9 protein-coding genes are annotated in these 15,772 nt (G+C 67.9%); 6 read left to right on the top strand and 3 right to left on the bottom strand.

The annotated features are described in order from the left end of the window. Positions 1-265: 265 nt before the first annotated feature. Positions 266-925 carry a GNAT family N-acetyltransferase gene (locus ACFDR9_RS07310; RefSeq protein ID WP_017877920.1) on the top strand — a complete coding sequence of 220 codons (660 nt, stop codon included), beginning with the start codon at positions 266-268 and terminating at the stop codon, positions 923-925. 137 nt (positions 926-1,062) lie between these two features. On the opposite strand, the gene ACFDR9_RS07315 is transcribed toward ACFDR9_RS07310, so the two are convergent. Then, complete coding sequence (locus ACFDR9_RS07315; protein WP_017877919.1) at positions 1,063-1,581, bottom strand: Lrp/AsnC family transcriptional regulator; 519 nt, start codon at positions 1,579-1,581, stop codon at positions 1,063-1,065. A 328-nt stretch (positions 1,582-1,909) separates the two neighbouring features. On the opposite strand from ACFDR9_RS07315, the gene ACFDR9_RS07320 reads away from it, so the two are divergent. Next, entirely contained in the window at positions 1,910-5,479 is a 3,570-nt protein-coding gene (locus tag ACFDR9_RS07320; protein WP_409030568.1) for an indolepyruvate ferredoxin oxidoreductase family protein, read from the top strand. A 260-nt stretch (positions 5,480-5,739) separates the two neighbouring features. Then, positions 5,740-8,430 carry a TonB-dependent receptor plug domain-containing protein gene (locus tag ACFDR9_RS07325; RefSeq protein WP_409030569.1) on the top strand — a complete coding sequence of 897 codons (2,691 nt, stop codon included), beginning with the start codon at positions 5,740-5,742 and terminating at the stop codon, positions 8,428-8,430. 62 nt (positions 8,431-8,492) lie between these two features. Here ACFDR9_RS07325 and ACFDR9_RS07330 read toward each other — a convergent pair whose 3' ends face one another. After that, positions 8,493-8,876 (bottom strand): VOC family protein, encoded by a 384-nt coding sequence (locus tag ACFDR9_RS07330; protein ID WP_017877916.1) that lies wholly within the window; start codon positions 8,874-8,876, stop codon positions 8,493-8,495. 151 nt (positions 8,877-9,027) lie between these two features. After that, a complete protein-coding gene (locus ACFDR9_RS07335) occupies positions 9,028-9,717 on the bottom strand; it encodes a helix-turn-helix transcriptional regulator (protein WP_409030570.1) in 690 nt (229 codons plus the stop codon). Between the two features lie 195 nt (positions 9,718-9,912). Between ACFDR9_RS07335 and ACFDR9_RS07340 the strand changes: the two genes are divergently transcribed. The 3 genes from ACFDR9_RS07340 to ACFDR9_RS07350 all read left to right on the top strand — a co-directional run bounded on the left by ACFDR9_RS07340 (position 9,913) and on the right by ACFDR9_RS07350 (position 15,671). Further along, entirely contained in the window at positions 9,913-12,606 is a 2,694-nt protein-coding gene (locus ACFDR9_RS07340; protein WP_409030571.1) for an ATP-binding protein, read from the top strand. After that, entirely contained in the window at positions 12,587-13,759 is a 1,173-nt protein-coding gene (locus ACFDR9_RS07345) for an ATP-binding protein (RefSeq protein WP_035788817.1), read from the top strand. The genes ACFDR9_RS07340 and ACFDR9_RS07345 overlap by 20 nt, the downstream gene beginning before the upstream one ends. Before the next feature lie 148 nt (positions 13,760-13,907). After that, entirely contained in the window at positions 13,908-15,671 is a 1,764-nt protein-coding gene (locus ACFDR9_RS07350) for a M14 family zinc carboxypeptidase (RefSeq protein WP_409030572.1), read from the top strand. Positions 15,672-15,772: the final 101 nt, after the last annotated feature.

Genomic DNA, 15,772 nt, shown 5'->3' on the forward strand with positions numbered 1-15,772 from the left:
GGCCGGGCCGCTCCAGGCCAACGTTGCCAGGTTCCGCCCCTTGGAGCCACCCGACCTACGACATGAGCGGTAATTACGCCTTTTGGCGGAACCCGACCGCGCCAACACGGTAGAGGGAAAGCTCCAAATGGCGCAAGTTGATGGTATACAATTGGTGTGATGGTGCGCTGCACAATAGGCGGACACCGCTGCTGATCAGGAGCATGGCGTGACCCTAGCTAAACCCAACCCCCCCGAGCAAGACCGGCCCACCTCCAACCCGCTGCTGCGCTGGCTGGGCGGCTGGAAGCGCCAGGGCGTGCGCCCGACCGTGCTGGTGAAAGAGCTGCACGAGCGCGACCGCCGCCGCATGCTCAAGCATTTCCTGGCGTTGGAGAAGGGCGACCGCCTGCTGCGCTTCGGCACCCAGCTGCCCGACGAACTGGTGGAAATCTACGTCAACAAGATCGACTTTTCGCGCGACGTCGTCTACGGCGTCTACAACCGCGTCTTCAAACTGGTCGCGGTCGGCCACCTGGCGTTCGCGCAGAAGGAAAAGTCGCCGGCCAAGAACCTCGTCACGAGCAAGGAGCGGGTGGCCGAATTCGGCGTCTCGGTGGCGCGCTCGATGCGCGGCATGGGTGTGGGCACGAAAATGTTCGAACGCGCCGCCATCCACTGCCGCAACAACGACGTCGACACCATGTATATGCACTGCCTGTCGTCGAACCAGACCATGATGCATATCGCCAAAAAGGCCGGCATGGCGATCCAGCGCGGCTACGGCGAGGCCGACGCCTACCTGAAGCTGCCGCCGCCGAATCCGGCCAGCGTGCTGCAAGAGGCGGTCGAGGAACAGTTCGCCACGCTCGACTACACCTTCAAGGCCAACACCCGCGCCGCCGTCAAATGGTTCGACCGCCTGCCGGGGCGCAAGCCGGACTGAGGCCGCCGCCGCCTCGATAGCGCCGCGGGTGCGTTCGACCAGCGGGCGCGCGCCGGCCAGGTCGCAGTTGACCGGCATGGCGACGATTAGCTGCTTAGCTGCTTAGCTGCTTAGCTGCTTAGCGCCGCGCTGCCCGCTCAGACCAGCGGCAGCGCCGTGGTGTCCTTGACGCGTTGCAGCGCGAAACTGGATTTGACGTCCAGCACGGCCGGGTGGCGCAGCAGCGTGGCCATCATGAAGCGCGAGAAATGCTCCATGTCCTCGACGTGCACGCGCAGCAGGTAGTCCATTTCGCCGGTCATCGCATAGCAGGCCACCACCTCCGGCCACTGCTCGACCGACACGGCGAAGTCGGCCCGCGGCGAGGTTTGCGGCGCCAGTTGCAGCGCCCGCGCGTTGCTCTGGGCGCCGGCCTCGCTGTGCTTTTCCAGGCGCACGTTGACGTAGGCCAGCAGGCCCAGGCCGAGCTTGTCGGGGTCGAGCAGGGCGACGTACTGGCGGATCACGCCGGCTTCCTCTAGCCGCTTGATGCGCCGCAGGCACGGCGACGGCGACAGGCTGACCTGCTCGGCCACGTCCTGATTCGACAGGCGGCCGTCGGCCTGCAGGATCGCCAGAATCTTGCGGTCGGTTTTGTCCAGGGTAATCTTGGTCATGAATCTCTCGATAAGGCAAAGCACACGCAATATTATTGCTCAAATGGTCAGGCGATGGGAAGTCTTTGGCATTATATGCTGGCCCTGCGGGACTATACTGGGCGCTCATTGCAGGAGGGGGTAAAGCGGAGCGGGCGGACGCCGTCGGCCCCGGCAAGACCGAACACCATGCGCTTGTAGCGTCATCCAGAAAGGCGCGCAAGCTTGTGCTAACCTGTGAAAAGCAGTCATTTTTTCCGTACCGGCCAGCCCACAAGGCTATCCGGTTCGCGCGCGTACGGTCCATCCGGCTTTCGCGCAATGCATATGAGAATAATGGAGACAAGCAATGAACGCACCAAGCAAAGGCTCGCACCTGGAGCCAGGCCAACCGTCGAACGAGATTTCGCTCAACGATAAATACACGCTCGAGCGCGGCCGCGCCTTCATGACCGGCACCCAGGCGCTGATCCGCCTGCCGATGCTGCAGCGCGAACGCGACCTGAAGGCCGGTCTGAACACGGCCGGTTACATCACCGGCTACCGCGGCTCGCCGGTGACCAGCGTCGACATGACGGCGGTGAAGGCCAAGAAATACCTCGACGAACACCACGTCAAGTTCCACCCGGGCTTGAACGAGGACTTGGCCGCCACCGCCGTCTGGGGCACCCAGCAGACCAACCTGTTCCAGGACGCCAAGTACGACGGCGTCTTCGGCATGTGGTACGGCAAGGGGCCGGGGGTCGACCGCTGCGGCGACGTCTTCAAGCACGCCAACAACGCCGGCAGCGCCAAGCACGGCGGCGTGCTGGTGCTGGCCGGCGACGACCACGCGGCGAAATCCTCGTCGACGGCGCACCAGAGCGACCATATCCTGAACGCCTGCGGCATTCCGGTGCTGTACCCGTCGTCGGTGCAGGAATACATCGACTACGGCCTGCACGCCTGGGCCATGAGCCGCTACACCGGCCTGTGGGTGTCGATGAAGTGCGTCACCGACATCATCGAGTCCGGCGCCGCCGTCGACTTCGACCCGGACCGCGTGCAAATCGTCATGCCGGACGACTTCGAGCTGCCGCCGGGCGGCCTGAACATCCGCTGGCCGGACACCGTGCTCGACATGGAAGTGCGGATGAACAGCTACAAGTGGTACGCCGCGCTGGCCTACGCGCGCGCCAACAAGCTCAATAAAATCATCTGGGACAGCCCGAAGGCGCGCATCGGCATCATCACCGCCGGCAAGAGCTACCTCGACACGCGCCAGGCGCTGGCCGACCTCGGCATCGACGAGCAGGTCGCCTCCGACATCGGCATCCGCCTGTACAAGATCGGCATGACCTGGCCGCTGGAGTCGGACGGCGTGCACAACTTCGCCAAGGGCCTCGACGAGATCCTGGTGGTCGAGGAGAAGCGCCAGATCCTCGAATACGCCTTGAAGGAGGAGTTGTACAACCTGAAGGACGGCGAACGCCCGCGCGTGGTCGGCAAGTTCGACGACACCGGCGAGTGGAGCAACGAGCACCGCAGCGGCCACGGCGACTGGCTGTTGCCGGCCACTTATGAGTTAAATCCCGCCTTGATCGCCCGCGCCATCGCCAGCCGCATCTCGCGCTACTACGCCGGCCATCCGGTCGAGCAGCGCGTCAAGGAACGCATCGCCTTCCTGGAGGCGAAGGAAAACGTCCTCAAGACCATCAGCGTCAAGCCCGATCCGAGCAAGGACCGCACGCCGTACTTCTGCTCCGGCTGCCCGCACAACAGCTCGACCAAGGTGCCGGAAGGCTCGCGCGCGCTGGCCGGCATCGGCTGCCACTACATGGTGCTGTGGATGGACCGCGAAACCTCGACCTTCACGCACATGGGCGCGGAGGGCGTGACCTGGGTCGGCCAGGCGCCGTTCACCAACGAGAAGCACGTCTTCACCAACCTGGGCGACGGCACCTATTTCCACTCCGGCATCCTGGCGATCCGCGCGGCGGTGTCGGCCAAGGTCAACATCACCTACAAGATCCTGTTCAACGACGCCGTCGCGATGACCGGCGGCCAGGAGTTCGACGGCCCGCTGTCGCCGGCCATCATCTCGCGCCAGATCGCCGCCGAGGGCGTCGGCCCGATCATCGTCGTCACCGACGAGCCGGACAAATACCCGTCCGACTACGCCTGGGCCGAGGGCGTCACCGTGCGCCACCGCTCCGAGCTGGACGCCGTGCAGCGCGAACTGCGCGAGCAGCCGGGCGTGTCGGCGATGATCTACGACCAGACCTGCGCGTCCGAGAAGCGGCGCCGCCGGAAACGCAACGAGTACCCGGACCCGGCCAAGCGCGCCGTCATCAACGAGGCCGTCTGCGACGGCTGCGGCGACTGCAGCGTGCAGTCGAACTGCCTGTCGGTCGAACCGCTGGAGACGGAACTGGGGCGCAAGCGGCAGATCAACCAATCCTCGTGCAACAAGGACTTCTCCTGCGTCACCGGCTTCTGCCCGAGCTTCGTGACGGTCGAGGGCGGCTCCTTGAAAAAGCCGAAGAAGGCCGCGCCCGGCGATAGCGCCATGCCGGTGCTGCCGACGCCGCGGATTCCGTCGACCGCCGAGCCGTTCGGCATCCTCGTCACCGGTATCGGCGGCACCGGCGTGGTCACCGTCGGCCAGATTTTGGCGATGGCGGCGCACGTCGAGGGCAAGGGCTGTTCGGTGCTCGACATGAGCGGGCTGGCGCAAAAAGGCGGCCCGGTGATGTCGCACGTGCGCCTGGCCGACCGCCAGGAAGACATCCACTCGACCCGCGTCGGCACCGGCGCGGCCGACCTGGTGATCGGCTGCGACCTGATCGTCACGGCCAGCCGCGACGCGCTCTCGCGCATGGGCGAGGGCCGCACCCACGCGATGATCAACTCGACCGGCTCGTCGACCGCCGCCTTCGTCAAGAACCCGGACTGGCAGTTCCCGGGCGCCTCGTCGCAGCAGGAAATCCAGAAGGCCTGCGGCGCCGGCATGGTCGACTTCATCGACGCCGGCCAGATCGCCACCGCGCTGATGGGCGACTCGATCGCGACGAATATGTTCATGCTCGGCTACGCCTGGCAAAAAGGCCGCGTGCCGCTGGGCGAGGCGGCCATCATGAAGGCGATCGACTTGAACAACGTCTCGGTGGCGTTCAACAAGGCCGCCTTCAACTGGGGCCGCTCGGCCGCGCACGACCCGGCGTCGGTGGTCAAGTTGACCACGCCGTCGAAAGTGATCGAGTTCAAGCGCACCCAGACCCTCGACGACATCGTCAACAAGCGCATCGACTTGCTGACCGCCTACCAGGACGCCGGCTACGCGCAGCAGTACAAGGGCTTCGTCGACCAGGTCCGCGCCGCCGAGGCGAAGCTGGGCAAGGGTACCCGCCTGGCGGAGGCGGTGGCGCGCTACTTCTACAAGCTGATGGCGTACAAGGACGAGTATGAAGTGGCGCGCCTGTACACCGACGGCGCGTTCAAGGAGAAGATCGCCGCCATGTTCGAAGGCGACGTCACCCTCAAGTTCCACCTGGCGCCGCCGCTGCTGGCCAAGACCGACTCGAAGGGCCACCTGGTCAAGCAGGAATTCGGCCCGTGGATGATGAAGGCCTTCGGCGTGCTGGCCAAGCTGAAGGGCTTGCGCGGCGGCGCGTTCGACGTGTTCGGCTACACCGCCGAACGCAAGATGGAGCGCGCGCTGATCGGCGCCTACCGCGACACCGTCGGCGCGCTGCTGCCGAAGCTGACGGCGGACAACCTGGCGCAACTGGTGGCGATCGCCAGCATCCCCGAGGACATCCGCGGCTATGGCCACGTCAAGGAGCGCCACCTGAAGGCGGCCAAAGAGAAGGAGGCGGCGCTGCTGGCCAACTTCAACTCGCCGGCCGCGCCTGGCGGCGCCGCGCACCGCGTGGCCTGACGCCGTTCAGTTAGCGCGATTTGCGTAGGTCGGGTTAGCCGGAACGGCGTAACCCGACTGGCGTCGACAGCGGCTCGGCGTCGGATCAGGCTACGCTGATCCGACCTGCGACGCTGATACCGTAGTTACATGGCGCCTCTCAAGGGCGCCATTTTTTGTTTCCAAACGTCGCTAGTAGCATATGAAAAAACACATATATTCGTTTGCGCATTATTAAATATTTGATACTGTTGTCGTTCTTTCCGATTGTGAGAACAACAATGTCCCCGACAACAGAAAAACCGCACCCCCTTACCCTCGCCGTACTCGCCGTGTTGAGCGGCGCCAGTTGGCAGGCCGCCGCGCAAACGGCCGCCCCCGCGCCACAGGCCGTCGTCGTCACCGGCTCGCGCATCGCCCGCGCCGCGCTGGAGGGGCCGTCGGCGGTCACCGTCATCACCGCCGAGGAGATCACCCGGCAAGGCTATAAGAACGTCTTCGACGCCCTCAGCAACCAGGTGCAAAACTCCGGCTTCGTCCAGGGCGAGGACTTCGGCAACACCTTCACGCCGTCGGCCAACACGGTCAGCCTGCGCGGCCTGGGGCCCAACCACACGCTGGTGCTGATCAACGGCAGGCGCATGGCCGACTTCCCGGTGGCCTACACCGGCACGGTCAACTTCACCAACCTGACCAACATCCCCGCCAGCATCGTCGAGCGGGTGGAAATCCTCAGCGGCGGCGCCTCGGCCGTGTACGGCTCGGACGCCATCGCCGGGGTCGTCAACATCATCCTGAAAAAGGAGGCGCAGGGCGTCGACGTCAACGTCAAGCTCGGCGACAGTTCGCGCGGCGGCGGCGGCAGCAAGCGCGCGCAGCTCACCGGCGGCGCCAATTACGACAAGCTGCACGGGGTGTTCAGCGTGGAGCTGAGCGAGCGCGACATGTTGTGGAGCAATCAGCGCGACTTCATGACCTACCGCACCGGCAACCCGACCAGTGTGCTCTCGCGCAAAACCGTCAAGGGCGGCCGGTTCCAAGACCTGGGCGACACCTGCGACAAGCTGGGCGATTTGTTCGACGGCAGCGTCGTCAAGTACAGCGCCAAGAAGGGCAGTTACTGCGCCAGCCAGAAGGCGGGCGCGACTTACTGGACCACGCAGGCGCAAAACAAGAGCCAGAACTTTTCCGGCAGCGTGAATTACGAGCTGGCGCCGGAAACGGCGCTGTACGGCGACGTCCTGCTGGGCAAGAACAAGACGGAAAACAGCACGCGCGGACCGTCCTGGACCTCGGCCTCGACCAACGGCAGTTATTTCCTGAACCAGAACAGCAACGCCTACGAGGCCTGGACCCGCTACATCTCGCCCGAGGAGATCGGTGGCGCCGGCCGCTACAACCGCCGCTGGGAAGACCTGGCCGCTTCGCTGTCCTTCGGCGCCAAGGGTCGCATCCCGGGCACCGGCTGGAACTACGACGCCGGCTACAGCGCCTCGCTGTACCGCAGCAAGAACCACGCGCCGCGCGCCCTGAGCAATATCGACGCCTTCTTCCTCGGTCCCAAGCTGGGCGTCGACAGCGCCGGCGTGGCGATCTACGCGCCGGACCCGGCGCGCCTGAGCCAGCGCCTGACGCCCGCCGAGTTCGACGGCATCACCGGCAACTCGGTCAGCGACGATAAATCCTGGACCCATACCTTCAGCGTGACCACCAGCGGCGACGCGTTCACGCTGCCGGCCGGCGTGGCCAAGGTGGCGACGGTGGCGGAGGCCGGGCGGCAGGGCTTTAGCAACAGCCCCGACGCGCGCATCAACGCGGGTTTTTTCAACACCAGCGCGGCGTCCGTCGTCACCGCCGGCACGCGCAAGCGCTACGCCGTCGGCGCCGAGCTGAACGTGCCGTTGCTGAAGGAGGTCACGGGCACGCTGGCCGGCCGCTACGACCGCTATGACTTCGCCGGCCGCGGCGACAGCAAGTTCACCTACAACGGCGGGCTGGAAATCCGCCCGGTACAGCAGGTGCTGCTGCGCGGGAACTACGCGACCAGCTTCCGCGCGCCCGACATGAACTATATCTACAAGGCGCGCGGCACCGGCTATTACTCGTCGAGCACCGATTACTACCGCTGCGCGCTGGCGCGCCAAAAGGCGGACGACTGCGACTACGGCAACGTCTCGCCGGGCGCCGACTACGTGCAGTTCGGCAGCAAGGACTTGAAGTCGGAAAAGGGCAAGTCGTTTGGCCTGGGCGCCGTCTGGTCGCCCAGCGCGAACTTCGACCTGTCGGCCGACTACTGGAACATCAAGATCGACGACCTGGTCACCAACCTGAGCGGCGACAAGTTGCTGCGCGACGAGGCCAACTGCCGCCTGGGCAAGGACGACATCAACTCGCCGTCCTGCGTCGACACGCTCGACCGCGTCAAGCGCTATCCGTTGACGGCCTTGAACAAGCCGGGCGAGATCCGGGAAATCTGGGTCAATCCGATCAACGCCGCGCACAGCAGCAGCAGCGGCTTCGACCTGAGCGCGAAGCTCCAGTGGGGCACGGCCGATTACGGGCGGTTTGTGTGGAAGGGCGCCTATTCGCGCACCGTGACTCAGCGCTCGAAGCAATTCGCCGGCGACAGCGTCAGCGACGATTTGCACAGCCTGGAGGGCACGGACTGGCCGGACAAGTTGAACACCAGCCTGAACTGGAACATCGGCGACTGGTCGCACACGCTGTTCGTCACGCGCTTCGGCAAGACGCCGGACGCGCAGCAGAAGGCCTACCTGACGCCGACCTACCTCGCCAACATCAGCACGGTGTACCGGGTCGGCAAGAACGCCACGCTGTCGCTGATCGTCAACAATGTCTTCAACAAGATCAAGACCGACACGACGGACGGCTGGCCGAACTACCCGGTCGGGCGCTACAGCCCGCTCGGCCGCCTCGGCTGGGTCGAGTTCAACTACCACTTCGACAGCTGAGCCCGGAATGGATGGGATGCGGCGCCACGGCGGCGGCCGCGTCTAACTTGACGGCATGCGGCTCAGGCGCCGGCGGCGAACACCCGCAGGCGGTGGCCGTCAGGGTCTTGCGCGACGAAGGTGTAGCCAAAGTCCATGTGCAGCGGCGCCTGCAGTATCGGCACGCCTTTGCCGAGCCAGTCGGCGTGCACGGCGTCGACGGCGTCCTTGCCGCCCTGCGCGAAGGCCACTTCGGCGCCGCCGCCGCCGGCCGCCGCCGCCGGTTCGACCGTGTGCTTCGACCACAGGCCGAGCATGACGCCGGAGTCCAGCGCGAACATGGCGAAGGTGGCCGACGCTTCGACCGGGGCGCGGCCCAGCAGGGCGGCGTAGAAGTCGGCGCTGGCCAGCGGCCGGTCGACGTAGAGGATGAAGAAGTTGGGATGGCTGACGGTTGCTGGCGACATGGCGTGGCTCCAAAATGGGGGGAAGGGGGTGCGGTGGCGCCGCCGTGCTGCGGCGACGCCGAACCGTTGAAGCCATGTTAGCGGCGCGCGCTGTCAGTTTCTGTCAGTGGTGACGCGGGCGGGGGCGCGCCGGCCCGCCGGATCGGCCCGGCTATTGCTCGGCGACGCCCTCGATCCGCCGCCACTCCTTGAGCAGGGCCTGGCGCCGGCGCGGATAGCGCTGCGCCGTCGCGCCCAGGGCGACGATGCGGTCGGTGCGGAAGTGGCGGAAGCCGCCGCGCAGCTCGCACCAGGCCGCCACCACGCGGGCGCCGTCGAAGAAGCCGACGGCGAAGGGCCAGACCGTGCGGCTGGATCGGCGGCCCTGTTGGTCGCGGTAGACGATGTCGAGCTTGCGCTCGGCGCGGATGGCGGCGCGCACCTGCGCCAGTTCGCGGTCGCCGGCCGGCTCGGCCTCGGCCGTGCCAATCAGCAGCGCGGCGGCGTCGAGTTCGTGGCGCAGCTCGGCCGGCAGTACCGCCGCGACCTTCGCCAGCAGGTTGCGCGCTGCTTCGCCCAGGCGCCGGTCGGCGTGCGCGGCGACCCAGCGCGAGCCCAGCACCAGCGCCTCGATCTCCTCCTCGGAAAACATCAGCGGCGGCAGCATGAAACCGGGCCGCAGCAAATAGCCCAGGCCCGGCTCGGCGTCGATGCGCGCGCCCTGCGCCTGCAGCGAGGCGATGTCGCGGTACAGCGTGCGCAGGCTGATCTTGAGTTCGGCGGCCAGGGTCGCGCCGCTGACCGGCTGGCGCCGGCGGCGCAGCGCTTGCATCAGTTGTAATAGGCGTTCGGCACGGGACAAGGCACACTCCTGGAAAAGACGGGCAAACCCGGCGCAAGCGCCGTTGTCAGGTTCGCCCTTGCGTTAGCGCAAATTGCTCGCGCTTGCGTGGGTTTCCGCAAAAAAAGAGAATATAATCGACTTTCTTGTTAATTCCCTAATTTTCGTCACATACGGTTCCCGCCGCCACTCTGTTGTCTCGCCAAAGAGGTGGAAATGTCGCAGCGATCAGACGCAGTCAGCCCCCCGACGGCCAGCCCCGAACACAGCCTGCGCCTGAACCTGTCGCGCAGCAGCGTCGTCGTGCTGAGCAGTTTCGGCCTGATCGCCCTGCTGCTGTTTATGCTCGGCTACCGCGTCTACCCCTTCCTGCACACCATCCTCAACACCGGCGTGTTCCTGGCCGCCGGCGTGCTGGCGCTGCTGCTGTGGGACATGGGCGCCGGCGCCGGGCGGCCGCTGCTGCGCCCCATCGCCATCAGCCTGGCGGTATCGTCGCTGTTCCAATTCGTCCACGCCATCGTCGAAGTCGAATGGTTCGGCGTGCTCGAACCGATCGCCCACGCCGAGCACTGGCTGCGGCCGGCGACCTGGCCGCCGGCCGCCTACATCCTGCCGATCGGCATCCTGTGCGCGCTGTGGCTGCGCCGCGGCGTGCTGCCGCCGGCGCGCCTGGGCCTGCTGCTGCTGGTGGGCGGCGCGGCGCTGATGCCGCCGTTTTTCCTGCTGCCCAAGTACACCGAGCCGATCGGCCTGGGCGTGACCCGGCCGACCCTGCTGTTCGTGCCGCTGTTGTGGGCCGTGGTGGCCTGGGCCTGCTGGCGCCAGCGCGGCGCCGACCGCCTGCTGCCGTCGCTGGCGTTGATGGCGGCGGTGCTGGTGGGCGCGCACACGGCGATGGTGTATTCGCGCGAGACGGCCGACACGCCGGCGATGGCGGCGCACCTGGTGATCGTGGCGGCCTACCTGACCTTGCTGTTTTCGCTGATGCGCCACGCCGCCACCGACATGCTCGAGCGCAGCCGCGCCGAGCGCGAACTGGCCCAGCTGAACCTGATCCTCGAGCAGCGCGTCTCCGAGCGCACCGCCCAGCTGGAACTGGCCAACCAGTCGCTGCAGGGCCAGATCGCGGTGCGGCTGCGGGCCGAGCGCACGCTCGAGACCCAGCTCAGCCGGCTCGACCTGCTGAACCACATTACCCGCGCCATCGGCGAGCGGCTCGACCTGAAAAGCATTTTGCAGGTGGTGGTGCGCAGCCTGGAGGACAAGCTGCAGATCGATTTTTGCTGCATCTGCCTGTACGACGGCCACGCCGAGCAGCTCACCGTCAGTTGCGTCGGCGTCCACAGCGCCGAGCTGGCGCTGGCGCTGGCGATGGGCGAGCAAGCCGTCGTCGGCGTCGACCAGAACGGCCTGGGACGCTGCGTCCACGGCGAGCTGGTGTACGAACCCGACATCGCCCTGGTGGCGTTCCCGTTCGCCCAGCGGCTGGCCGGCGGCGGCCTGCGCGCGCTGGTGGTGGCGCCGCTGCTGGTCGAGAGCACCGTCTTCGGCGTGCTGGTGACGGCGCGCCGCGCCGAAGCCAGCTTCAGCGGCGGCGACTGCGAATTCCTGCGCCAGCTCAGCGAGCACGTCGCGCTGGCGGCGCACCAGGCCCAGTTGCACTCGGCGCTGCAGCAGTCGTTCGACGAGCTGCGCCGTACCCAGCAGATCGTGCTGCAGCAGGAGCGCCTGCGCGCGCTGGGGCAGATGGCCAGCGGTATCGCCCACGACATCAACAACGCCATCTCGCCGGTGGCGCTGTACACCGAGTCGCTGCTGGAAACCGAGCCGGGGCTGAGCGCGCGCGCCCGCGCCTACCTGGAAACGATCCAGCGCGCCATCGACGACGTCGCCCAGACGGTGGCGCGGATGCGCGAGTTCTACCGCCAGCAAGAGCCGCAGATGCGCCTGGCGCCGGTGCAACTGAACCTGCTGGTGGGCCAGGTGCTGGGCCTGACGCGGGTGCGCTGGCAGGACATGCCGCAGCAAAGCGGCGTCGTTATCGAACTGGCGACGCTGCTGGCGCCGGAGCTGCCGGCCGTGATGGGGGTCGAGAGCGAGATCCGCGAGGCGCTCATCAACCTGGTCTTCAACGCCGTCGACGCGATGCCCGAGGGCGGCGTGCTGACGCTGCGCACGCGCGTGGCGACGCTGGCCGGACCGGACGGCAAGCCGGCGCCGCGCGTCTGCGTCGAGGTGGCCGACACCGGCGTCGGCATGGACCCGGACACGCGCCGGCGCTGCCTGGAACCGTTCTTCACCACCAAGGGCGAGCGCGGCACCGGCCTGGGCCTGGCGATGGTGTACGGCGTGGCGCAGCGCCACAAAGCCGAGATTGAAATCGACAGCTGGGAGGGCGCCGGCAGCGTGCTGCGCCTGCTGTTCGCGCCGGTGCGCGTGGCCGAGGTGGCGCCGGCCGGCGCGCCGGCGGCGCTGGCGTATGCGTTGCCGCCGCGGCTGCGCCTGCTGGTGATCGACGACGACCCGGTGCTGCTCAAGTCGCTGCGCAACATCCTCGAAACCGACGGCCACGTGGTCAGCACCGCGCACGGCGGCGCCGACGGCGTGGCCGCGTTCGAGGCGGCGCAGGCCGGGCCGACGCCGTTCGCCGCCGTCGTCACCGACCTGGGCATGCCCTACGTCGACGGCCGCCAGGTGGCCGCCGCCATCAAGCGCTGCGCCCCGGACACGCCGGTGATCCTGCTGACCGGCTGGGGCGCGCAATTGATCGAGGACGGCGACATTCCGGCCCACGTCGACCACGTGCTGAGCAAGCCGCCCAAGCTGCGCGAACTGCGCGCCGCGCTGGCCGGCCACGACCCGCGCGCCGCCGTCCAGGGGGAGGACCATGACGACGCCCGCACCTGAGAGCATCCGCGTGCTGGTGGTCGACGACGAGGCCGCGCACATGCAGGCGCTGTGCGACACGCTGCGCGACTACGGCTACCAGACGCTCGGCTTCACCGCCGGCGAGCCGGCGCTGGCGGCGCTGGCCGAGGGCCGCTACCAGCTGCTGCTGGCCGACCTGATGATGCCGGGCATGGACGGCATCACGCTGCTGCAGCAGGCGCTGCTGGCCGACCCCGACCTGGCCTGCCTGATCATGACCGGCGCCGGCACCATCACCAGCGCGGTCGAGGCGATGCAACTGGGCGCGCTCGACTACATCCTGAAACCGTTCAAGCTGAGCGTGATCCTGCCGGTGCTCAAGCGCGCGCTGGCGATGCGCCAGCTGCGCGTCGACAAGGCGCGGGTCGAGCAGAGCCTGCGCGAGCGAGCGGCCGAGCTGGCCGAGGCGAACCGCGCGCTCGACCTGGCGCGGGCGCAGGCGGAGCTGGCCAGCCGCGCCAAGTCGTCCTTCATCTCCAGCATGAGCCACGAGCTGCGCACGCCGCTCAACGCGATCCTCGGCTTTTCCCACATCCTCAGCTCGGCCACGCTGCCGTCGACGCCGGCGCAAAAGCGCGAATTCGCCGCGCACATCCTGAAATCGTCGAAGCACCTGCTGGTGCTGATCAACGAAATCCTCGACCTCGCCAAAGTCGAATCGGGCACCATGGAACTGGACGTGCAGACGGTGCCGCTGCAGGAGCTGATCCGCGAATGCACGGCGCTGATCGAGCCGTTGTGCGCGGCGCGCAGCGTGCGCCTGGACGCGCTGGCGCCGACCGAGCTGGGCGTGCGCGCCGACCCGACCCGGCTCAAGCAAATCCTGCTGAACCTGCTCTCGAACGCCGCCAAATACAACCGCGAGCACGGCAGCGTGGGGCTGCAGTGCCGGCGTATCGGCGCGCGCGTGCGCATCAGCGTGCTCGACACCGGCCCCGGGTTGCGGCCGGACCAGATCGCCGGGCTGTTCCAGCCCTTCAACCGGCTCGGCCAGGAAGGCGGCAGCGAGGAGGGCACCGGCATCGGCCTGGTGGTGACGCGCCGCCTGGTCGAGTTGATGGGCGGCGCCATCGGCGCGGCCAGCGCGCCGGGCGAGGGCAGCGAATTTTGGATCGACCTGCCGGCCGCCTGAGCCGCCACAAGGCCGGGGTCGGACCTTCTCGCCGGGTTACGCCGCTGGTTTGGTGTTGCGGCGCGCCGGCAGGGCGGGCATAAGCCGTCTATAATTTCCCCTCCGCCATGCTTGCCTTTCTAACCATACTGCTTTCGGAGTCCGTCCCATGATGCGTTCTGCGTTGTTGCTTGCCCTGTTCGCCAATCCCCTGGTATCGGCCGCCGCGCCCGATCCGCTGAGCAGCGTGTCCGAGCGCTCCGGCTTCCAGCGCACCGGCCGCTACGACGAGGTGGTGCAACTGTGCGGCGCCTTCCAGAAAGCCTATCCGAAGGCGGTGCGCTGCGTCGAGTTCGGCCGTACCCCGGAGGGCCGGCCGATGCTGGCGCTGGCGGTCTCGCGCAGCGGCGCGCTGACGCCGGCCGCGGCCCGCCGCCGCGGCCTGCCGGTGCTGCTGGTGCAGGGCGGCATCCACGCCGGCGAAATCGACGGCAAGGACGCCGGCTTCCTGGCGCTGCGCGAGGCGCTCGCGGGCCGCGCCGCGGCCGGCGCGCTGGAGCGGCAGGTGCTGCTGTTCGTACCGGTCTTCAATGTCGACGGCCACGAGCGCTTCGGCCGGTGGAACCGGCCGAACCAGCGCGGCCCGGTGGAAATGGGCTGGCGCACGACGGCGCAGAACTACAACCTGAACCGCGACTACGCCAAGGCCGACGCGCCCGAGATGCAGGCCATGCTGGCGCTGGTGAACGCCTGGGACCCGCTCGCCTACGTCGACCTGCACGTCACCGACGGCGCCAAGTTCGAGGCCGACGTCTCGATCCAGGTCGAGCCGACCCGCGCCGGCGACGCCGCGCTGCTGCCGCTCGGCGTGGCGTTGCGCGACGGCGTCATGGCCGACCTGGCCAGGCAGGGTTCCGACCCGAAGCCGTTCTACATGTCCTTCGCCCGCACCGACGAGCCACAGTCGGGCTTTGTCGACGCGGTTGCCACCCCGCGCTTCTCCAGCGGCTATTTCCAGCTGCGCAACCGCTTCGCCATGCTGGTCGAGATCCATTCGTGGAAGGACTACCCGACCCGGGTACGGGTGACGCGCAACGCCATCGTCTCGCTGCTGGAGCGGGTCGCCGCGCACGGCGCCGGCTGGTTGAAGGAGGTGCATGAAGCCGACGCGCGCGCCAGCGCGCTGGCCGGCGCCGCGGTGCCGCTCAGCTACAAAACCGGCGAGCAAAGCCGCATGATCGACTTCCGCGGCTACGCCTACACGCGCACGCCGTCGGAGGTGTCCGGCGCCTTGATGACGCGCTACGACGAGAGCACGCCGCAAACCTGGCGGGTGCCGCTGCGCGAGCAGATCCTGGCCGACTTGTCGGTGACGGCGCCGGCCGGCGGCTACCTGGTGCCGGCGGCGCACGCGGCGCGGGTCGGCGCCAAGCTGGGGCAGCACGGCATCGCCTTCACGACGCTGGCGGCGGCGCCCGGCAGCGTTGAGGTCGAGACCTTCCGCGCCGAGCAGGCCAAGTTCGGCGCGCAGTCGTTCGAGGGGCGCCAGACGCTCGCCGTGACGGGGGCGTGGAAGGCGCAGAGGCGCGAGGTCGGCGCCGGCGCGCTGTTCGTGCCGATCGCCCAGCCGAAGGCGCGCCTGGTGATGGCGCTGCTGGAGCCGCAGGCGCCCGATTCGATGCTGGCCTGGGGGGACTTCAACAGCGCCTTCGAGCGCAAGGAATACATGGAAGACTATGTCGCCGAGGAGGTCGCGCGCGAGCAGATGGCGGCCGACCCGGCGCTCGCCGCCGCCTTCAAGGCCAAGCTGGAGAGCGAGCCGGCGTTCGCCCAAAGCGCCGCCGACCGGCTGGAGTTTTTCGCCCGCCGGCACGCCTCGTGGGACGAGCGCTTCAAGCTGTACCCGGTGATGCGCAGCGCCACGGTGTATTGACGCGGACGCGCCCGCGCCGACGGCTCCGCGGTGGGCCTTTATCGCGGCGCTGGCGCGGCAAGGAAAGGGCGCCACCCCGGCGCTTCGCCTTGGGTTGGTCC

This window comes from Janthinobacterium sp. CG_23.3 (assembly GCF_046115965.1).
Taxonomy (GTDB): domain Bacteria; phylum Pseudomonadota; class Gammaproteobacteria; order Burkholderiales; family Burkholderiaceae_D; genus Janthinobacterium.